Genomic DNA, 19,737 nt, shown 5'->3' on the forward strand with positions numbered 1-19,737 from the left:
TGTTTCGATTTAGCTAATACAAGGAAGAAGCCATGACCCTGCTCAACCCGTTTTTCGGTGAATTTGGCGGTATGTACGTACCCCAAATCCTTATCCCGGCCCTGCTCCAGCTGGAGAAAGCCTTTGTCGATGCCAAGGATGATCCCGCCTTTATCGCCGAGTTTCAGTCCTTGCTGACCGAGTATGCCGGTCGCCCGACCCCGCTCACCCTGACCCGCAATCTGACCAAGGGCACCAAAACCCGCCTCTATCTCAAGCGCGAAGATCTGCTGCACGGCGGCGCCCACAAGACCAACCAGGTGCTGGGTCAGGCGCTGCTCGCCAAGCGGATGGGCAAGAGCGAGATCATCGCCGAGACCGGCGCCGGTCAGCATGGCGTCGCGACTGCGCTGGCCTGCGCTCTGCTCGGCCTCAAGTGCCGGGTCTATATGGGCGCCAAGGATTGCGAGCGCCAGAAGCCCAACGTATTTCGCATGAAGCTGATGGGAGCCACCGTCATTCCGGTGCACTCCGGCTCGTCCACCCTCAAAGATGCCTGCAACGAGGCGCTGCGCGACTGGGCCGCCAACTACGAGTCGGCCCACTACCTGCTCGGCACCGCCGCCGGCCCGCACCCCTTCCCCACTATCGTGCGGGAGTTCCAGAAGATGATTGGCGAAGAGGCCAAGGCCCAGTGCTTCGAGAAGGAAGAGCGACTGCCCGATGCGGTGATCGCCTGTGTCGGTGGCGGCTCGAACGCCATCGGCATGTTTGCCGACTTTATCGATGAGCCATCGGTGCGCCTGATCGGCGTCGAGCCGGGCGGTCACGGCATCGAGAGTGGCGAGCACGGTGCGCCGCTCGGTCACGGCAGCAAGGGGGTCTTCTTTGGCATGCACTCCTACCTGATGCAGGACAATCAGGGCCAGATTCAGGAGTCCTACTCCGTTTCGGCGGGGCTCGATTTCCCCTCCGTCGGCCCGCAGCACGCCCATCTGGCCGCCATCGGCCGCGCCGAGTACCCCTCGGTGACTGACAAGGAGGCGCTGGATGCCTTCCAGGAGCTGGCCAAATCCGAAGGCATCATACCCGCGCTGGAGTCCTCCCACGCGCTGGCCCACGCCCTCAAGATGGCCCGCAGTGAACCGGAAAAAGAGCAGGTGCTCATCGTCAACCTCTCCGGCCGTGGCGACAAAGATATCTTCACCGTTGCCGACATCTTTGAAAAAGAAGGAACCTTGTCATGAACCGTTACGCACAACTCTTCTCCCGTCTGGATGAAGCCAATCAGGGCGCCTTTGTGCCGTTCGTGATGCTGGGTGACCCCACTCCTGAACTCTCGCTGGCCATCGTCGATGCGCTGGTCGCAGGGGGCGCCGATGCCCTCGAGCTCGGCATTCCCTTCTCCGATCCGGTGGCGGACGGCCCCACCATTCAGGGCGCCGCCCTGCGCGCGTTTGCCAGCCACACCACCCCGGACGACTGCTTCGAGCTGCTTGGTCGCATCCGCGCCAAGTACCCTCAGCTGCCCATTGGCCTCTTGGTCTACGCCAACCTGGTCTATGTGCGCAAAATTGACGGCTTCTACGAGAAGTGCCAGCAGGCGGGCGTGGACTCGGTGCTGGTTGCCGACGTGCCGGTGCAGATGTGCGCCCCCTACAAGGCGGCCGCCGACAAGTTCGGCATCGACAGCATCTTTATCGCCCCGCCCAATGGCGACGCCGAGACCCTGAAACAGGTGGCGGAGCTCGGCAATGGGTACACCTATCTGGTGAGCCGCGCCGGCGTCACCGGTGCCGAGACCAAGGCTGGCATGCCGGTGGAAGGTCTCATCAATACCCTGCGCGAGTTCAACGCCCCGCCCGCCCTGCTCGGCTTTGGTATCAGCGAACCAGCTCAGGTACGTGAAGCCATTGCCGCTGGCGCCGCCGGCGCCATCTCCGGCTCCGCCGTGGTGAAGATCATCGAGACCCACCACCATAACCCGGAACATATGCTCACCCGTCTGAAAGAGTTTGTGGAAGGGATGAAGGCCGCGACCAATCGCTAGGGAATGGCATTAGCCAAATGCCATTAGCCGTGAGTGATCCGGCTGCGTACTACCTTACGCATAGCAGCCATCGTTGCATCACCGCATCAAAGGGAGTCTGACCGGCTCCCTTTCTTTTTATCTCGCTCGCACCCGCTTGCAGCTCTGGGCGTCTTGCCCCCTCTCCCTCCGGGAGAGGGCTGGGGTGAGGGCGGCTTTGCATTCCCAACCAAATGAGTTGCTCTCTCAACCCACGCCTCAATGACTAATTTATTGATCCAACACAGATTCCCGCCAAAACACGCTTCTCAACGCACTCCCCTCCCCCTTAAGATACCCGAATGACAATCAACCTCTCGGAAGAACGCCATGACAGCGATTGTTGCTTTCTCGCAGGTTAACAGCAGCGAACTGGGAGCTGTCACTCAGGGGCGGTAGCGTGGTTTTTGTAGGTTGACGCAGCGTGTAGCAAAGCCCAACAGGCGAGTATTATTGCACCAACCAGAGCGGGATAAATAAGGATGTGGCGGATCCATAAAACAGCTTTCAGATATATTCGCGGTAAACGTTGGGCTTCACTTCGTTCAGCACCAACCTACTATTTTTAGCCAAACAGACGAGATAATTATATTTAAACTGTAAACTAAACTTAAAAAGGAAATTAATATAAAATGAACCTAGCAATCCTTATAGGTGTAAGTCATTACGAAAACTGTAGTAATTTAAGTGCATGTGGCAATGATGTCGAGATAATGAGTAATATCTTAACTCGATTAGATAAATACGAAGACATTTGTATAATTTCTAATTCCCCAAAAGGATATGAAGCAAAACAGAAAATCACTGCATTTGTAAACAAGTACAAAGATAGCGATATTAATGAGCTAGTTTTTTATTACACTGGTCATGGGGCCAGATTTGATGATGATTTTTTCTACATATTTTCTGATTTTAGCGCAGCAAGATATGAGGTTTCAGGCCTCCGAAATTCAGAGCTAGATGGATTAATAAGAAATCTTGAGCCAGACCTAACCATAAAAATAGTAGATGCCTGTTTTGCGGGGGGCAACTATGTAAAAAGCGATGTTGACATTAAGCCCATTTTAGAAAAATCAGCAAAAGAAAATGAGCTAAAAAAGCTATATTTTCTTCACTCTTCAAACTCAGACGAGACCTCATTAGCAACCTCTGAATACAGTATATTTTCAAACAGTTTCTTCAAGTCCTTAACTCAAAATGAAGGTGACATTCGGTATCGAGATATTATGGCATATGTTGCAGATGATATGGCCATCAATAAATACCCAAGACCAACATTCATTGTTCAAGCTGAAAACACTGAGATCTTTGGAGATGTCAGCTCTGAGTTGATTACTTATATTAATCAAACTATAGGTAATTCTGATGTTCAGGAAGAAGGCAATCCCGAACCTGAAAAGGATAATGGAACATCAAGTTCATTCATAGAAATAGTGAAAGGCGCATCTGACAATTGTTACTGTTCTGAGGAGGAAGCCCACAACAATATAAGCAAGATAAGAGATTTTTTTTCAGAAAAAAATTGGCCTAATGACATAATTAATGTTTTTGATATAGAGATAAGCGAGTTATCACACTCAATACCTAATAGCAGTGCAATTGGTAAGTGGCTTGATAGCAATAAAAATGAAATGTACTTCGTTGAGTCAGACTACAGAACAGAGCGATATGTAACTAAAGAATATGTTAAAGTTCCCAAAAAGCCTGAGCCATCAAATAAAAATCGCTTAGGCGGAATTTGGGAGTCCACAACTTGGGCTACAGCATTTGCTCGAAGTCAACTTGAAAAAGATTACGACTATGAGTTACAAGATGTTGAGAAAACACGCTTAGTATTTAAAGGGATAGAGTTTACAGCAACGACTCCCTTTAAGGGCTTGCAAGTGAAATTTAAACCTAAATATAAATCTGTAGAGAATTATGTCATGACACTGATCCCAGTGTTTTCTCGAAAAGAGTTAGCTCTATTTACGTCCTCAGAGGTGCTTGCATACTTAGACTGGGAGCATGCTGACATGCCCAAGTGCACTGATTGGAAAGTGCATAAAATTCAATTAAAAAATGAGCGACTTATATTGGAAATGTGCCAACAAAAAATTGAGGAGATATCATTATTTATTACTTCAGATGTAAAATCTAAACTGAAGTAGTAAAAAATTGCACACCAAATCAGTACCTATCTGTACAGATATAGTTATTACCTATCACCGATCTCCCAGAGGTCGGTGGTTTTATCAATCGACAGTAGATACAATGCATTCGCTACCTCAACCTTCATCTGAGACCGAATGCGACTCTTCCAACATCTCATATTGAATTCAATTAACATGGACATGCATCGTTCTGGTTAATACCTTATATCCTCCCACCAAAAACCAGCCCTCCCCACCTTTCTGAGCAAGACATTGCATCGCCAGAACACAAGATATGGGTGTTCATGTTTCTATTTTTTGCTCAGCCACGATATATCCAACAATCCCACGCCTACCGCCCCATTCCCACACCCGCCATCCCATCAACACCAGCATCAATACAACCCCCGGCAGCCAGACCCAGTAGAGCTCGGAGAGGATCACTGCTTCGCCTCGGGCGGTGAGGTAGGCCTCCAGCTTGAAGGGGGCGACCCGGATCACTTGCCAGGGGGCGAAGAAACGCTCGTCACGCCACGGCCAGAGCCAGCCAACTCCTTTGCCGCCGGTGGTGAGGGAATCGAGCAGGCTGTGGGAGAGTAGCGAGACCAGCAGAAACGACCAGACGGTGGCGGCGCTGGCCCGAAATTGGCGGTGAAACAGCATGACCAAGGTAGGCAGGGCGAAGGCGAACAGCAGGGAGTGGGTAAAGCCGCGGTGACCAAAGACATGGCCGTAGGCGACCCCCAGTTTGAAGGCGAGCACATCGGCATCGGGCAGCATGGCGATGGCAACCCCTGCCAACAGCAGACGCGGCGGCATGATCCGGCTGCCCAGCCCGAGCCCAAGGCAGAGGGGCACGGCGGCGTGAGTGATGATGGTGGGCATAAGGTGAAGCTCCAACTGAAAACGTTAGGCTACCTTATTCCCGCTCGGTGAAGTGAAGGTGAAGTGCGCAGTCAGATCGATAGCGTCCTCCTGTCGCTATCAGCAAGCCACAAAAAGCCCCCCCTCTTGCCCAACAGCAAGAGAAAATAAGTTCCCCATCATTTTGAACAAGCAGTCGCGTAGCCACATCCCCACCCAAAAGAGGAGAGTCACGGTATTTTCCTTGGATGTAAGATATGGGAGAAATATTATATGTTCATTTTCTTGTTCGGAAACATCTCATCGCGGTATTATATGACGAACGTGGTCATCTAATTTTAACAATCCGCCATCTAACCAAAGTAAACCACGTTGAGAACAATGATTATAAAGGTACCTAAATGAGAATATTGGTAACTGGTTCTGCAGGTCGAGTCGGGCGTGCAATCTATATCAAACTAATGCGTTCACATGATGTCGTTGGCATTGATAAAACTCCGTGTTCAACTGTGGACTTCGTTGGTGACATTCGTGACATCTCATTAATTCATAAGGCACTAAAAAACATTGACGTTATCATTCACACCGCAGCACTTCATGCACCTCATGTTGGTTTGATAACTGACTCTGAATTTCAATCTATCAATGTTGATGCAACCGAGCAGTTGGCTTTGGCGGGTATAAATGCTGGCATCAAACATTTTATTTTTACCAGTACCACCGCATTATATGGTTATGCTTCAACGCCTGAAGGTGCTGCGGGGTGGGTGAACGAGCGAGTTATCCCACAACCAAAATCCATTTATCATAAAAGCAAAATTGCAGCCGAGCATAAACTGGAAGATATCTCAAATCGGTTAGGCATTCCGGTGACAGTATTGCAAATGTCCAGATGTTTTCCTGAACCCGCGGACTTGATGGCAGTATTTCGTTTAACTCGCGGCATAGATGCTCGTGATGTCGCAAATGCTCATTTATGTGCTGTTGAAAAGCGTCTCGGTGGTTTCAATCGCTTTATCATCTCGGGTGCAACATCCTTTAGTCCGTCAGATTGTCAAGCATTGTACATGGATGCTGCTTCAATCATCTCGCAAAAATGCCCACAGCTAGCCGCAGCATTTGACAAGAGAGGCTGGAAATTGCCTGAAAGATTAGACCGTGTATATGATTCATCGTCAGCACAGAACAGACTGGGCTGGTTGCCAATACATGGTTTTGAAAGTGTTCTAGAAATGCTCGATGCAGAAACAGCAGAGGTTTTGCCAGTTTCATGCGCAGCCAATAAATTGCTTAAAACAGATCCCTCACCTTTTTGATTCAAATGTTGGGTAAAGGGAAATCCGGATACCCAATCAGCCGCTATCCATAAAAAAAACCACCGACCTGCAAAAGGTCGGTGGTTTTTTTATCGGTGGTAGATAACGGGTAGCCAATACGAAGGGTTCGCTACCTCAACTTTCGCCCGGGAACGAGCATTACTCTTCCTGCTCCTCCGGTTGTCTCTCCTCACCCCGTATCTGTAGCAGCTCCTCGACCCTGGCTTGCCACTTGTCGTGGGCCTGTTTGCGCTCCTGCTGCATAAATGCTTCTCGCATGGTGTCGATTTTCTGGTCAAGTGTTTCCATCAGAGTGTCTCCTTGTGTGACCGCGTAAAGACTGGCTGACGGCGCGTTGGCCAACCTGCTCCCCTAATCTGACACCGCTAATGCCGTTACTGCCCAATCAAATAATCGATTGGAAGTACCAAAACCAATCTAAAAATTCTTTTTTCGTGTTTATTCCACCACGCCAGCGCAAGGGAAACAGGCCGCTCAGAGCGGGATAATCCGGCACGCGGCCAACACATGATTGAGTGCAGTCGTTCCCCTTTTCAGGGGAATGGGGCGCCGTTGCCTCATCCGCCCAGTGGGGGAGACCAGCAGATTTCCGGGATGTTGCTGTGCCCATGATCACACAGTCACAACTCTCGCCCTCCTCTCACCACGCCCCCGCTTTTTATCATCTAGAGTTACCGGGCAGTGCAAAGCTGCTGATTTATATACATTCGCCGCCAAAAGGGATCTTTTTTCATGACCGAGCATATCGATCTGCTACCTATCAACACGGATGATGAGCAGGACGCAGGCAACCGTTACCTCTACTACACCGAAGGGGATCTGGCCCGCATTCTCGCCAATCTGGAACAGCTGCGCCACGCGGTGTTTCCGGCCGCCATCGGAGAGAGCGAAACGGGCGCCGCCGTACCCCACAACTTTCCGTCCGTCTGTCTGGTGGGGCTGGGACGCTGCGGCTCGAACATAGCGCAGGATGTGGCCTCGCTGGTCTACAACGCCCGCAGCTTTTATCTCAATGAGTTCAATAGTGAAGAGCAACGCAAGCGGGAGAAGGAGTTTGGTCCGGTAAGCTGGATCCGTCGCAATCTGCGGCTGCCAAACAACGGGGCCCGGCCGGTCTTTCTGATCGAGCCCATGGTGATGCTGGGGGATCTGGACAAGGACATAGATGGCCGCATCCGCCACTCCAATCGCAGCGGCGAAGGTGGCTCCTTGCGTGATTACGCCAAGATGCGAGTGATGGACTTGTCGGAGATCCATGCGGGGGGCGCGGGTAACGCCCCCATCCTTGGCCAGTATCTGGCCAAGATCATCCTCAACAAGAGCCCCCACTACTTCGCCAACTCCGAGTGGCAGGCTATTCATACCTATCTGGTGGACTCCTGCGGCATCAAGGCCAACCAGTCCCGCCTCTATTTCTACATCTTCAGTGCCGGGGGCGGCACCGGCTCCGGCATGGCCTCCGAGTTCGGGCTGGCCCAGCAGTACTCCTACATGAGCAAGACATTTTCGCCCCCGTCAGAAGAGGAGGAGCACCTCTCCCTCGGGGAGCACTTTATGTTCGATCCCATCTTCACCAGCGGCATCTGCATCCTGCCCAATATCTGTGATCGTGGTATCGAGATCTCGGAAGCGCTGCACATCAACGCGGGGCGCCTGCTGTGCAAGTATCTGGCCGAGGAGTGGGATTTCTCCTATCACTTCGACAACGAGCAGGCATGCGATGCCAGCATGCTCAAGCGGATCAGGCCCTGGAATGCCATGATGCTGATCTCCAACGACATCATGCGCTACGCCGAAGAGAGCGACGATGGCGAGATCCAGCATGTTGACGTCAACACCATGGAGAAGTACGCCAACCAGTACATCTCCCAGCAGATCTTCAACATCCTCACCGCCCAGGCCGTCACCACCGACTACGACGAGAACTACTTTCGCCGGGCGGGCATCGACATCAGCGAGACCATTCGGCTCGATGCCAACGACCTCTTTATGAGTCTGGCGGGGCCGGTGGCGGTGGCGTATGCCGAGTCCATCTCGCCCCCCGGCGGCCTGTTTGACAAGGAGGACGGGCTCAATGTGGACGATCTCTTCACCCGTTCCATCGAGCTGCCCCACTTCAACAAGATGACCCAGGCCATCGAGGGGATCAGTCTGCTGCCCATCGAGGCAGGCAACTATCGGGAGTATCTGGACGACTATGTGAAAAGTGGCCATGACCCGGCCCACCTCAACGAGCTGCACTTCTTCAAGAACTGCTCCTCTGTGGTGTCGATCATCTCCCTGCCCAAGGAGTACAAGCTCTCCTATATGGATCTCAACCGGCTCAAGTCTCACCTCAACGGGCTCTTCCCCAATACCACCCTCAAGCGCTATGCGCTGGTCATCGGGGCGTCGGCCAACATCTCCCTCACCACCCTGATCGTCAAGAGCCCCTGCCTGAGCGATGACTTCCTGACCCTGATCGTGGCCTTTATCAAACGCTGCTTTGCCAAGGATCACTATCGCTTCGATGAGCATCTGGACAAGGCAGTGATCGAGATGATCTGCAATGAAGAGTGGAACGATGCGCTGCTCGACAGCATGCTCAACGAGTTCGAGAACCCGGCCAAGATCCTCGATACCAACTGGTACGCCATCAAGCCCATGTATGAGAAGAAATATCGGGAACTTATCCGCGAGAAGGAGAAGTTCGTCTCCATCAACGATATTCGCCTCAGCCGTGAATCGGTGAAAAAGGCGCTGCTCTATCTGCGGGAGATCTATCGCCACCGGGTCAGCAAGACCCGGATCCTCTCCCTCAACCCACGACTGGGGGAAGCGAACGCTCGCTAGCACCCTGCCCATAAAGCCCCATAAAGCAAAGCGCCCGCCCCAGATGGGGCGGGCGCTTTTTTACTGGCGCAACCTCGTTTTATCTCATCAGAGGGAGACAAAGATCCCGGCCAGGGTGGCGCTCATCAGGTTGGCGAGGGTCGCCGCCAACACTGCCTTGAAGCCCATATTGGCCACATCGTGACGGCGCTCCGGCGCCATGGTGCCGATGGAGCCAAGCTGCACCGCTATGGAGCCCAGATTGGCAAAACCACAGAGGGCGAAGGTGATGATGATCTGGGTGTGGGCGCTCAGACCTGCCTTGATATTGGCAAAATCCAGATAGGCAACAAACTCGTTCATGATCACCTTCTGACCGATCAGGGAGCCTGCCGCCATCATCTCGCTGGCAGGCACGCCAATCAGCCAGGCCACCGGAGCAAACAGATAGCCCAGCAGCTGCTGCAGGGAGAGCTCGGCCCAGCCGAACCACTCGCCGACCGTAGTGAGACCGGCGTTGAGCATGGTGATCACGCTGACAAAGGCGAGCAGGATGGTGCCGATGGCTACGGCGATCTTCATGCCGCCCATGGCACCGCCCGCCAGCGCGTCAATGGCGTTGCTGTAGTCACTCTTGTCGAGGGTGATCTCGGTCTGATCGCTCACCTGTTGCTGCTCCGGCACCAGCAGTTTGGCCATCAGCAGGCCACCCGGCGCCGCCATAAAGGAGGCGGCGATGAGGTATTTCAGATCCACACCGAGACCGGCGTAACCGCCCAGCACCGAGCCCGCCACCGAGGCCATGCCGCAGGTCATCACTGCAAAGAGTTCGGAGCGGGTCATACCGGCGAGGAAGGGACGAATAAGCAGCGGCGACTCCCCTTGCGACAGGAAGATATTGCCGGTGGCCACCAGAGATTCGGCGCGGCTGGTGCCGAGCAGGCGATGGATGGCGCCGCCCAATACCCGGATCACCCACTGCATGATGCCGAAGTGGTAGAGCACCGCGATCAGCGCGCTGATAAAAATCACCAGCGGCAGCACCCGCACGGCAAAGATAAAGCCGTTGCTGGCCAGATCGCCAAACACGAAGCGGATGCCGCTGTCGGCAAAGCCCAGCAGGGCGGAGACGCCATTGCTCATGGCACCGAGCAAGATTTGTCCGGGGGGGAAATAGAGCACCAGGGCAGCAAAACCGGTTTGCAGGGCGAGCGCACCCAGCACGGTACGCCAGCGGATGGCTCGGCGGTTTTCACTGGCCAGCCAGGCGATAAACATCAGGGCCAGCATGCCGACCAGACTCAATAACAGTGTCATCTTGCACCTATGAAGAGAGGAGTTTCATATGGCAAGTCTGCAGACAGGCGTCGCGGGCGATCCGGCAGGAGAGGTGCCGACCCACGCGACACGCAGACCACAAACCTACAGGTTAGTGGCGGGTCCCATCCTGGGGTCATTCACGTTCCGGGTGACAGCATGTATCGGGTGACGCCAGCGCAGTCGCAGGGGGAGATGCGGCCGGGTGGCAGGTCGGGCGGCGATGGTACAGTGAACATCGTCACAGAAAAAGCGGTAAAACGATTGGCCGGAATAACTTTTTCAACTTGTTCACACAACGAAACAGGGCCAGCGTGAAGCTGGCCCTGTTTCACTCCGTACTTGAGTACTCAGATGATTACTTGAGGCGCTTGCCGCTCGCATCCACCACCTGCTCGCCATCCTCCTTGGTGAAGGCCCCTTTTTGCTGATCGGGCAGAATATCGAGCACCACTTCCGACGGGCGGCACAGTTTGGTGCCAAGAGGCGTGACCACGATAGGCCGGTTGATGAGGATGGGGTGGGCCAGCATGGCATCGATCAGCGCATCATCGCTGAAACGATCTTCCGCCAGCCCGAGCGCCTCGTAGGGTGGCACGTTCTTGCGCAGCAGATCCCGCACCGGCATGGCCATGGCGGCGATCAGCGCCACCAACTGGTCACGGGAGGGGGGCGTCTCCAGATAGTGGATGACGATGGGTTCCACGCCGCTGTTGCGGATCAGCTCCAGGGTGTTGCGGGAGGTACCACATTCCGGGTTGTGATAGATGGTGATTGCACTCATTTGCGTGTCTCTCATTAATCAAGTGAATAGAAAATGGATAGCATCAGTTCGCGGCCATCTGTTAACGGCCTTCAGTTAGCGGCTTAGCCCAGCTTCGTACCAGGGTTTGCTGGCGTTAACCACCCGCACCACCAGCAGCATGACCGGCACCTCGATCAGTACCCCGACCACGGTGGCGAGCGCCGCGCCGGAGTGAAAGCCGAACAGGCTGATGGCGGCGGCCACCGCCAGCTCGAAGAAGTTGGAGGCGCCGATCAGGGCGGAAGGACAGGCGACCGAGTGCTTCTCCCCCACCTTGCGGTTGAGCCAGTAAGCCAATCCCGAGTTGAACAGCACCTGGATCAGGATGGGCACCGCCAACAGGGCGATAACCAGCGGCTGCTCAATGATGGCGTTGCCCTGAAAGGCGAACAGCAGCACCAGAGTGAGCAGCAGGGCCGCCACCGACCAGGGCTGGATACGGGTCATGACGCCGTCAAAATGGGCCTCTCCCTTTTTCAGCAAGGCCTTGCGCAGCAGCTGGGCGATGATGACCGGAATGACGATATAGAGCACCACCGAGGTGAGCAGAGTATCCCAGGGCACTATGATGCTGGAGACCCCGAGCAGCAGCGCCACCAGCGGCGCGAAGGCAAACACCATGATGAGGTCGTTCACCGCCACCTGCGACAGAGTGAAGTAGGGATCGCCGTTGGTGAGGCGACTCCAGACAAACACCATAGCGGTGCAGGGGGCCGCCGCCAGCAGGATCAGGCCCGCTACGTAACTGTCGAGTTGATCCGCCGGCAGCCAGTCGGCAAACAGCACGCGGATAAAGAGCCAGCCGAGGAAGGCCATGGAGAAGGGTTTGACCAGCCAGTTGATAAAGAGGGTGACCCCAATCCCCTTCATGTGGCCCTTCACCTGATGCAGGGCACCAAAGTCGATCTTGAGCAGCATGGGGATGATCATCACCCAAATCAGCAGCCCCACCGGCAGGTTGACCTTGGCCACCTCCATGGCACCGATCGCCTTGAAGAGATCCGGCAACCCCTGCCCAAGCCCAATCCCCACCAGAATGCAGAGGGCGACCCAGGCGGTCAGATAACGTTCAAAAAAGCCGATGGCAGGCACGGCCTTGGCATCACATGTTGCAGACATCACAGCTCCCGATGCGACGCAATCCCGCATCTTCTAAAGATTCAAAAAAGGTTCAATTCAAACCGCCCCGGCAGCGGGCCGGGCGGCGATTCAATGGTGCTGGCAGAGGCGGCGCAGGGCATCGGGCCCCACCGGCTCCTCGGCGAGCAGCGGCACCACGGCGTAGCGGCTGGCGTGTTGCTGCTCGACCGCCTCGATATGGGGCAACTGGCGCTCGGCCCGCAGTTGCAGCAGCGGCGAGCTGACCGCGGCTTGCTGCAAGCTGTGGTTGATGAGCCAGCCCCAGGGCTCGATACCGGCCCGGCGCAGGTCGGCCTGCAGATTGGCAGCCTCCTGCACTGGCGTCGGCTCGGGCAGCGTCACAATCAGCACCTTGGTCTGCTTGGGATCCTGCAACTGCATCATGGGGGTGGTGAAGTGCAGCCCCTTGTTTCCCATCTGGCGAGCGATCTCCCTGTGGTAGGCGCCGGTCGCGTCGAGCAGCAGCAGGGTGTGGCCGGTGGGGGCTGTATCCATCACCACGAAGCGCTTGCCCGCCTCGCGAATGATGCGCGAGAAGGCCTGAAACACGGCGATCTCCTCGGTACAGGGGGGAGCGCAAGTCCTCCTCCAGCAACGCCCGCCCCTGCTCGTCCAGGGCAGCCCCCTTGGTGGCCAGCACCTGGGCGCGGTAACGCTCGGTCTCGGCGTGGGGGTCGATGCGACTCACCTCAAGATGGGGCAAGCTACCTGCCAGCGTCTCGTTCAGGTGCGCGGCGGGATCCGAGGTGGTGAGGTGCACCGGCAAACCGCGGCTCGCCAGCTCCACCGCCACGGCGGCAGCCAGGGTGGTTTTGCCCACCCCGCCCTTGCCCATCAGCATGATAAGGCCGTGACCATCGGCGGCCAGCTCGTCCACCAGCGAACTCAACTCGGGCTGGGCTTGCTTGACAGTGGACTGTACTGTCGGGGATTGAGCGGCTGTTCCCTCTGATTGCAGCAGCTGGCGCAAACTGTCGACCCCCACCAGATTGGTGGCCAGCAGCGGGATATGATCCTGCGCCAACCCCTTTATCCCCTGCGGCATATCGGCGAGAGCCTGTTGCTCGCGCTGCCAGAGCGCCACTGCCAGCGGATCTCCGGCAATGGCGCCTTCGGGGAAGAGGCCATTGATCACCAACTGCTGATTCAGCAAGCCGATGGCGGCCAGCTCCTCGTGGGTGCGAGCCACTTCCCGCAGAGTGGAGTGCTGGGCGCGCGCCACCAGCACCAAGCGGGTGCGAGCAGCATCAGCCAGCGCGGCGACCGCGTCGGCGTACTGGCTTCGCTGCTTCTCCAGCCCTGCCAGCGGGCCCAGGCAGGAGGCATCCCCCTTGCCCTGCTCCAAAAATTCGCTCCAGGCGCCCGGCAATTGCAGCAGCCGGATGGTGTGGCCGGTTGGGGCCGTATCAAAGACGATATGGTCATACTCGGCCAGCAGCGTTTGGTCGGTCAGCAGCGCAGTGAATTCGTCAAAGGCGGCGATCTCGGTGGTGCAGGCGCCGGAGAGCTGCTCCTCGATGCTGCGTACCACGCTCTCGGGCAACTTGCCACGCACCGGCCCGACGATCCGCTCCCGATAAGCTTTGGCCGCCGCGGGGGGATCTATCTCCAGCGCCGACAAACCGGGCACAGCGGCGATGGCGGTGACGCGATTACCGATCTCGGTGGCAAACACCTGCCCCACGTTGGAGGCGGGGTCGGTGCTGACCAGCAGCACCCGCTTGCCAATATCACAGAGAGCCACCGCACTGGCGCAGGCCAGCGAGGTCTTGCCTACCCCGCCCTTGCCGGTGAAGAAGAGAAACGGCGGTGGATTGGTCAAAAAATGATACATAGCCTCTCCCGAATGGTGCGTCGCGACTCAGCAGCAACCGCCCTTGACGATCCCCTTGATGGCCGCTTGTGGCGCAGGCAGCCCGGCATAACGAGCCAGCTCGCTGCGGCTCGGATAACGACCGGTCAACACCACCTGCCCCTCCACCAGCACCAGTGGCAACCCCTCCTCCCCGGCGTGGGTCAGAAAAGCGCTGACGGCAGGTGTCTCGGCAAACTGCATCGGCTGCTGGGCCAGATTGAAACGCTCGATGGCAACGCCCTGCTCCTTGGCCCAGGCGAGGTCGGCTGCGAAGGTGACCAGTGCCTGATCAACCTCGGTACCGCAGGCACCGCTGGAGCAGCAGAGGGCGGGATCAACAATCTGAATGGAGGACATGGCATTACTCCTTGTTGCAGCAGGGCTGCGCAGGCAGAACATGGGGGGAGCAGGCTGACTCGGCGCGCATCACGCCGCACGCCTCGGGATGACCGGCACAGCACTCCTCGGTGAGGTAGGCGATCACATCCAGCATCAGGGGAATATTGGCGCGGTAGCGCAGAAAACGCCCCTCCTGCTCCACCGACAGCAGACCGGTGTTGAGCATCGCCTTGAGGTGAAACGAGAGGGTATTGGGGGCAATATCGAGCTCGCTGGCCAGTTCACCGGCGACCCGCCCCTCCAGCCCGGACTTCACCAGCAGCCGCCATACATCGAGCCGGATGCCGGATGCCAGCGATTCAAAGACCTTGGTGGCCATCTCTTTGTTCATCTTCACTCCCCTTGGTGCGACCTTTCATTTCAACTATACAAGAACTATTGAAATGATCAAGATACGTACCGAAGCAAAGATACGAGGTGCTGGCATCAAACCAGGCAGAAAGGGGAGTCAACGAGTGAAAACAGTAGCGGACGACCACGCAGGGTTCGTCGCAGATAAACAGACGCCCTCCAGAGGGAGGGCGTATCAGACAGTCAGAGCTGTCGGGGCAATCAGACGAACACGTGCCTTATTTGGCAGCAGGCACAGCGTTAAAGGTGAGCAGGGCCGCCTTGTTGGCATCGCTCAGAGTCAGCTGGTTGCCGTTGATGGAGTAGGTTGCCACCTTCTCCAGCTTTTGCAGGAACTCGGTCTCTTTGTTCATGGCGTCGCCGATGCACATCATGCGAGTGGAGCCCATGGCGCCTAGCGTCAAGACACCGTCACCCTGCTTGGTGATACCGCCAAAATAGCGGTTACAGCCGCCCTTGCCCGCCACCTTGCCGTCGACTACTTGCAGGGTGAAGGTATCGCCGGTGGCGCCTTGCAGCTGCCAGCTGGATGCTTGCAGTTGAGCCATGCTGGAACCTGTTGCCATTGCGCAGCCTCCCAGTGCCAGCGCGGCCAGCAGAGTCAGTTTCTTGTTCATGGATTCACCTCTTAATGATTAGAGCCATCAATACGGCAGCCTGTTTATCATGGCTGGCGCTCATGCCAAAGGATTTTATTGTGATCTCCCTTCACTTTACTACCAGCTGGCATGTGCCATGCTTAGGCTCAGTTCCGGACCCAGGGAGGGGAAACGAATGGTCAAATCACTCATCATCACACTGCTTGCAACCTGCGCCAGCATGGCCACACAGGCCGCCGACTGGGCAGTGGTTCAGCCGCAATCCAACCCGTCTCTCTATGTCAAAAGTTACTCGGGTGTGCTGCTCAATGGCCATAGCCATCACAGCGACAGTTTTGATCTCTGGCTGGTCAATAGCGGCTATCAATATCCGGTAGTGGATGATGTGACCCTCTTTATGGAAGCGGGCCCGGCGGTGGCGGATCAGAATCGCACATCCGGTTTCAATATGAGTTCGGGGGTGCGTTACCAGCTCTCTCCGGCATTCAATATCGGCAGCCAGATCAAACATCTCGATCTCAACAAGGCCAGCACCCTGCTGGAGCTCAACTCCAGCCTGCTGCTGACACCCAGACTCTCCCTCACCGCCAACTACGGCGTCAGCGCCATCACTGCCGATCAGGCACTGAGTCTGGGGGTCGGTTTCAACTTCTGAATCAGATCAGCGGCGTGGCACTCACCACCACGCCGTTGCGATCCGCATAGACGTAATCCCCTTCGTGGATGGTCACACCGGCAAAGCTGACCACGGCCCCCAGCTCTCCCAATCCTCGCTTCTCGGTCTTGACCGGACAGGCCGCCAGCGCCTTGACCCCGAGCGCCAGTGTCGCCAGTGTGCCCACATCCCGCGCCGCGCCGTGGATCAGGATACCCTCCCACCCCTGCTCCACCGCCTTGACCGCCAGTTGATCGCCAAGCAGCGCACGGCGCAGCGAGCCGCCGCCGTCGATCACCATCACCTTGCCGTGACCGGGGCGGCTCACCAGATCCCGCACCAGACTGTTGTCTTCATAACAGGAGAGCGTTACGGCGCGACCATAAAAGAGGGCCTTGCCGCCAAAATCCTGAAACACCGGGTCGGCCACTTGCAGCAAGTCGCCATGTTGATCGCAGAGGTCGGGCAGGAGATCCAGCATGATTTGATTCCTTTCAGATACATGAAGGTGTTCATTCTTTCATCAGGCAAGGTTTCTGGCAATCCAGAAGGATTCAATATTGCCCAGACAAACTGCTGATTTATCCATCAATACCGGCACCAACCAGAGCTGGCCATCCTCCACCCAGTAGATGGCGTTCTGGCCAAAACGCGCAGCCAGCTGACGGGCTTGTGGCAGGGATAGCGCCACCGCCAGCGATGACTCCTGCCAGCGTTCGTCCGGGTCAGACCCCCAAAATGGCCCCACCACGGGCACCTGCAAATCCATTGTCAGATGGCGCCACAGCGCCCGTTCCCGCCGCATATTGCGTCGTTCTGTGACCCACTGGCTGGCCGGATTCCAGGCTGTGATGATGGCAAAGGCAGACCAGCCTGGTGGCTCAAATGGCGCGATAAAGCAGATTTTCTTGTAGTTTTCCCACAAATTCATGTCAATCACATGTTACATTCCATTACATTTTGTAGGGGCGAAAACCCGGTTCAGGCCAAGTATGATGCTGCTGTACCAGGGTTTGACCTATATCAAATCAGAGTTAAAAAGTTGCTATCTGACGGCAAAGAGTGTTGTTATGCTCCTGTTAACTGATAAAATGCGGCCACTTTCGTAATGGACGACCTTTCCAGGCTCTGCTCGACCAGACTTGTCGGGAACCTATAAGTGGCACAGGGATACTTGCCGGTACTGATGCCTAATTCGCGATATTCCGACCTGACTCTCATACCCAGGATGACGTAATAAATTTTCAGGATCAGTCAGGAAATCGGTTTGAAACGCCAAAGAGTGTTAAATTTAAGATAATTAACTGATAAGAATCTGGGAATACTCATGCAAACACCACACATTCTGATCGTCGAAGACGAGCTGGTCACACGCAATACCCTGAAAAGCATTTTTGAAGCCGAAGGCTACATCGTGCTCGAAGCCAACAACGGCGACGAGATGCACCAGGCCCTCACTTCCCACACCATCAATCTGGTGATCATGGACATCAACCTGCCGGGCAAGAACGGCCTGCTGCTGGCCCGTGAACTGCGTGAGAACGACAACATCGCTCTGATGTTCCTGACCGGTCGTGACAACGAAGTGGACAAGATCCTGGGTCTGGAGATCGGCGCCGATGATTACATCACCAAGCCGTTCAATCCCCGTGAACTGACCATCCGTGCCCGCAACCTGCTGAGCCGCACCATGAACGTGGCTGCCGGTGGCGAAGAGAAGAAGCTGGTTGAGCGCTACCTGTTCAACGGCTGGGCGCTGGATATCAACAGCCGCGCACTGGTCAGCCCCACTGGCGACATGTTCAAGCTGCCGCGCTCCGAGTTCCGCGCCATGCTGCACTTCTGCGAAAACCCGGGCCAGATCCAGACCCGTGCCGAGCTGCTGAAGAAGATGACCGGCCGTGAGCTCAAGCCCCACGACCGTACCGTCGATGTGACCATCCGTCGCATTCGCAAGCACTTCGAAAGCGTCAACGATACTCCGGAGATCATCGCCACCATCCACGGCGAAGGCTACCGTTTCTGTGGTGAGCTGGAGCAGGAATAAGCTCCCGCTACGCTGTCGATCTGAAAAGGCGCCTCAGGCGCCTTTTCTGTCTCTGCGATTTGCCTTAAAAGCTGAGAAACGGTGAGCCTGACATCACACGGCGTACAAGACAAGATAGATGAGAAACAAAAAGCCCACTCGCAGGAGTGGGCTTTTTGTTTTTAAGTGTCCCGTCCTGAATATGGTTTACACCTTTCCTCCCAATAAATGGAGAACCCGATGGGACAAGGTGTGAAACGGACACAGCGCGATTACTCGCTGACTTTTAAACTGGCGCTGGTCGAGCAGATTGAAAAAGGCGAGCTCACCTACAAACAGGCTCAGGTGCGTTATGGCATTCAGGGCCGCTCCACCGTTCTGGTATGGTTGCGTAAACATGGTCGGCAAGATTGGAGCCAGGGGGCTTCTGTGCGTGCCGGCAGGAGCATCACCATGCCAGACCCCGACAACCAGACGCCCGAGCAGCGCATCAAGGAACTCGAGCAACAGCTGGCGCTGATGAGTCAGAAAGCCCAGTTCTTTGAGGCCGTCGTCGATGTACTTAAGAATGACTACGGTGTCTCCATCGTAAAAAAGCGACCCGGCAAGTCCTCTCGCAGCGGCAAGTCGAGAGACTAACCATCGTCAGGGCTTGCCTGTTTCTGGGGATAAGCCGGCAGGCTTACTACAAGCGCAATCGGGTCGCCGACGAGCACCATGCACAAGGGCTGCAGGTGGTGCGCTTCGTGCGTCAGGTTCGACTGCGACAACCGCGGGTGGGCACTCGCAAGCTGCATTATCTGCTGCAGGGTCAGGATGATGGCGGGCTCAAGGTAGGGCGGGACAGGCTGTTTCAGATATTGGCCGAGCACCGCCTGCTGGTGCAGCCCAGGCGGGCGTATCACAAGACCACCCACAGTTTTCACCGTTTCTACCGCCATCCCAACTTGCTCAAGGCGGGGCCAGAGCAGGTCACTCCGGTAGCACCGGAGCAGGTCTGGGTCGCAGATATCACCTATCTGCCAGCCAGGAGCGGGCCGCTGTACCTGAGCCTGGTGACGGATGCGTACTCACGCAAGATAGTAGGCCACGACGTACACGAAGGAATGCACGCGGAGTCGGTGGCGATGGCGTTCAAGAAAGCACTGAAGCAACGGCGTGGCGGCGGGGTGCTTATCCATCACTCGGACCGCGGCGTGCAGTATTGCTCTGGGCTGTATCAGTCACTACATGAACGGTACGGGGTGAAGTGCTCGATGACGGATGGGTATGACTGTTACCAGAATACGTTGGCGGAGCGGGTGAACGGGATTTTGAAAGGAGAGTTATTGTTGCAAAGCCCGCAGGATTTGGCGCAAGCGCGGGAAATGGTGCGTGAGGCGGTGGATATTTACAACGC

Annotated in this window: 18 protein-coding genes and 1 pseudogene; 8 read left to right on the forward strand and 11 right to left on the reverse strand. The window is 56.0% G+C overall.

Annotated features, from left to right (window positions below; all coding sequences use genetic code 11):
* Positions 1–32 precede the first annotated feature (32 nt).
* From trpB to A9G06_RS17505, 3 genes are all read left to right on the forward strand, one after another.
* Positions 33–1,226, forward strand: a complete 1,194-nt coding sequence (trpB, locus tag A9G06_RS17495) for a tryptophan synthase subunit beta (protein WP_005347359.1) — start codon at positions 33–35, stop codon at positions 1,224–1,226.
* Positions 1,223–2,029 carry a tryptophan synthase subunit alpha gene (gene trpA, locus A9G06_RS17500; protein ID WP_069556034.1) on the forward strand — a complete coding sequence of 269 codons (807 nt, stop codon included), beginning with the start codon at positions 1,223–1,225 and terminating at the stop codon, positions 2,027–2,029. The genes trpB and trpA overlap by 4 nt, the downstream gene beginning before the upstream one ends.
* Before the next feature lie 650 nt (positions 2,030–2,679).
* Positions 2,680–4,197, forward strand: coding sequence for a caspase family protein (locus tag A9G06_RS17505; RefSeq protein WP_083243821.1), 1,518 nt, complete (start codon positions 2,680–2,682; stop codon positions 4,195–4,197).
* Positions 4,198–4,482: 285 nt separating this feature from the next.
* Here the strand turns inward: A9G06_RS17505 and A9G06_RS17510 are convergent, their stop codons facing one another.
* On the reverse strand, positions 4,483–5,064 hold the full coding sequence (locus tag A9G06_RS17510) for a metal-dependent hydrolase (RefSeq protein WP_069556036.1): 582 nt from the start codon (positions 5,062–5,064) through the stop codon (positions 4,483–4,485).
* A gap of 380 nt (positions 5,065–5,444) precedes the next feature.
* Between A9G06_RS17510 and A9G06_RS21655 the strand changes: the two genes are divergently transcribed.
* The gene (locus A9G06_RS21655) at positions 5,445–6,359 is read left to right on the forward strand and encodes an NAD(P)-dependent oxidoreductase (protein WP_083243822.1); all 915 of its coding nucleotides are present in this window, start codon (positions 5,445–5,447) and stop codon (positions 6,357–6,359) included.
* A gap of 159 nt (positions 6,360–6,518) precedes the next feature.
* Here A9G06_RS21655 and A9G06_RS22075 read toward each other — a convergent pair whose 3' ends face one another.
* The gene (locus A9G06_RS22075; protein ID WP_005338159.1) at positions 6,519–6,668 is read right to left on the reverse strand and encodes a hypothetical protein; all 150 of its coding nucleotides are present in this window, start codon (positions 6,666–6,668) and stop codon (positions 6,519–6,521) included.
* Between the two features lie 444 nt (positions 6,669–7,112).
* Between A9G06_RS22075 and A9G06_RS17515 the strand changes: the two genes are divergently transcribed.
* The gene (locus A9G06_RS17515; RefSeq protein ID WP_042080991.1) at positions 7,113–9,212 is read left to right on the forward strand and encodes a hypothetical protein; all 2,100 of its coding nucleotides are present in this window, start codon (positions 7,113–7,115) and stop codon (positions 9,210–9,212) included.
* Positions 9,213–9,299: 87 nt separating this feature from the next.
* Here the strand turns inward: A9G06_RS17515 and A9G06_RS17520 are convergent, their stop codons facing one another.
* The 7 genes and pseudogenes from A9G06_RS17520 to A9G06_RS17550 form a co-directional block, all read right to left on the reverse strand.
* Positions 9,300–10,508 (reverse strand): NupC/NupG family nucleoside CNT transporter, encoded by a 1,209-nt coding sequence (locus tag A9G06_RS17520; RefSeq protein WP_069556037.1) that lies wholly within the window; start codon positions 10,506–10,508, stop codon positions 9,300–9,302.
* Between the two features lie 358 nt (positions 10,509–10,866).
* On the reverse strand, positions 10,867–11,292 hold the full coding sequence (arsC, locus tag A9G06_RS17525; RefSeq protein WP_069556038.1) for a glutaredoxin-dependent arsenate reductase: 426 nt from the start codon (positions 11,290–11,292) through the stop codon (positions 10,867–10,869).
* 75 nt (positions 11,293–11,367) lie between these two features.
* Positions 11,368–12,432 (reverse strand): ACR3 family arsenite efflux transporter, encoded by a 1,065-nt coding sequence (arsB, locus tag A9G06_RS17530; protein ID WP_005338173.1) that lies wholly within the window; start codon positions 12,430–12,432, stop codon positions 11,368–11,370.
* Between the two features lie 90 nt (positions 12,433–12,522).
* Positions 12,523–14,287 (reverse strand): annotated as a pseudogene (gene arsA / locus A9G06_RS17535) (arsenical pump-driving ATPase).
* Positions 14,288–14,314: 27 nt separating this feature from the next.
* A complete protein-coding gene (arsD, locus tag A9G06_RS17540; protein WP_069556039.1) occupies positions 14,315–14,665 on the reverse strand; it encodes an arsenite efflux transporter metallochaperone ArsD in 351 nt (116 codons plus the stop codon).
* Positions 14,666–14,669: 4 nt separating this feature from the next.
* Entirely contained in the window at positions 14,670–15,038 is a 369-nt protein-coding gene (locus tag A9G06_RS17545) for a helix-turn-helix domain-containing protein (RefSeq protein WP_069556040.1), read from the reverse strand.
* A 238-nt stretch (positions 15,039–15,276) separates the two neighbouring features.
* Complete coding sequence (locus tag A9G06_RS17550; RefSeq protein WP_005359119.1) at positions 15,277–15,675, reverse strand: META domain-containing protein; 399 nt, start codon at positions 15,673–15,675, stop codon at positions 15,277–15,279.
* Between the two features lie 157 nt (positions 15,676–15,832).
* Here A9G06_RS17550 and A9G06_RS17555 point away from each other — a divergent pair, with 157 nt between their 5' ends.
* A complete protein-coding gene (locus A9G06_RS17555) occupies positions 15,833–16,312 on the forward strand; it encodes a hypothetical protein (RefSeq protein ID WP_069556041.1) in 480 nt (159 codons plus the stop codon).
* Between the two features lies 1 nt (position 16,313).
* On the opposite strand, the gene A9G06_RS17560 is transcribed toward A9G06_RS17555, so the two are convergent.
* The gene (locus tag A9G06_RS17560) at positions 16,314–16,793 is read right to left on the reverse strand and encodes a putative 4-hydroxy-4-methyl-2-oxoglutarate aldolase (RefSeq protein ID WP_069556042.1); all 480 of its coding nucleotides are present in this window, start codon (positions 16,791–16,793) and stop codon (positions 16,314–16,316) included.
* Between the two features lie 42 nt (positions 16,794–16,835).
* Positions 16,836–17,243, reverse strand: a complete 408-nt coding sequence (locus A9G06_RS17565) for a DUF3293 domain-containing protein (protein ID WP_083243823.1) — start codon at positions 17,241–17,243, stop codon at positions 16,836–16,838.
* A gap of 396 nt (positions 17,244–17,639) precedes the next feature.
* On the opposite strand from A9G06_RS17565, the gene arcA reads away from it, so the two are divergent.
* Positions 17,640–18,359, forward strand: a complete 720-nt coding sequence (arcA, locus tag A9G06_RS17570) for a two-component system response regulator ArcA (RefSeq protein WP_005338193.1) — start codon at positions 17,640–17,642, stop codon at positions 18,357–18,359.
* A gap of 219 nt (positions 18,360–18,578) precedes the next feature.
* A protein-coding gene (locus A9G06_RS21660) for an IS3 family transposase (RefSeq protein WP_139126275.1) occupies positions 18,579–19,737 on the forward strand; the annotation gives its coding sequence in 2 pieces (ribosomal slippage) (positions 18,579–18,927 and positions 18,927–19,737; 1,160 coding nt annotated over the 2 pieces). This gene is flagged as partial in the annotation.

Source organism: Aeromonas sp. DNP9, assembly GCF_001728955.1.
Classification (GTDB): Bacteria; Pseudomonadota; Gammaproteobacteria; order Enterobacterales; family Aeromonadaceae; genus Aeromonas; species Aeromonas veronii.

Coding starts and splice junctions, on each gene's coding strand:
- trpB (WP_005347359.1), top strand. CDS start 33: ATGACCCTGCTCAACCCGTTTTTCGGTGAATTTGGCGGTATGTACGTA.
- trpA (WP_069556034.1), top strand. CDS start 1,223: ATGAACCGTTACGCACAACTCTTCTCCCGTCTGGATGAAGCCAATCAG.
- A9G06_RS17505 (WP_083243821.1), top strand. CDS start 2,680: ATGAACCTAGCAATCCTTATAGGTGTAAGTCATTACGAAAACTGTAGT.
- A9G06_RS17510 (WP_069556036.1), bottom strand. CDS start 5,064: ATGCCCACCATCATCACTCACGCCGCCGTGCCCCTCTGCCTTGGGCTC.
- A9G06_RS21655 (WP_083243822.1), top strand. CDS start 5,445: ATGAGAATATTGGTAACTGGTTCTGCAGGTCGAGTCGGGCGTGCAATC.
- A9G06_RS22075 (WP_005338159.1), bottom strand. CDS start 6,668: ATGGAAACACTTGACCAGAAAATCGACACCATGCGAGAAGCATTTATG.
- A9G06_RS17515 (WP_042080991.1), top strand. CDS start 7,113: ATGACCGAGCATATCGATCTGCTACCTATCAACACGGATGATGAGCAG.
- A9G06_RS17520 (WP_069556037.1), bottom strand. CDS start 10,508: ATGACACTGTTATTGAGTCTGGTCGGCATGCTGGCCCTGATGTTTATC.
- arsC (WP_069556038.1), bottom strand. CDS start 11,292: ATGAGTGCAATCACCATCTATCACAACCCGGAATGTGGTACCTCCCGC.
- arsB (WP_005338173.1), bottom strand. CDS start 12,432: ATGTCTGCAACATGTGATGCCAAGGCCGTGCCTGCCATCGGCTTTTTT.
- arsD (WP_069556039.1), bottom strand. CDS start 14,665: ATGTCCTCCATTCAGATTGTTGATCCCGCCCTCTGCTGCTCCAGCGGT.
- A9G06_RS17545 (WP_069556040.1), bottom strand. CDS start 15,038: ATGAACAAAGAGATGGCCACCAAGGTCTTTGAATCGCTGGCATCCGGC.
- A9G06_RS17550 (WP_005359119.1), bottom strand. CDS start 15,675: ATGAACAAGAAACTGACTCTGCTGGCCGCGCTGGCACTGGGAGGCTGC.
- A9G06_RS17555 (WP_069556041.1), top strand. CDS start 15,833: ATGGTCAAATCACTCATCATCACACTGCTTGCAACCTGCGCCAGCATG.
- A9G06_RS17560 (WP_069556042.1), bottom strand. CDS start 16,793: ATGCTGGATCTCCTGCCCGACCTCTGCGATCAACATGGCGACTTGCTG.
- A9G06_RS17565 (WP_083243823.1), bottom strand. CDS start 17,243: ATGAATTTGTGGGAAAACTACAAGAAAATCTGCTTTATCGCGCCATTT.
- arcA (WP_005338193.1), top strand. CDS start 17,640: ATGCAAACACCACACATTCTGATCGTCGAAGACGAGCTGGTCACACGC.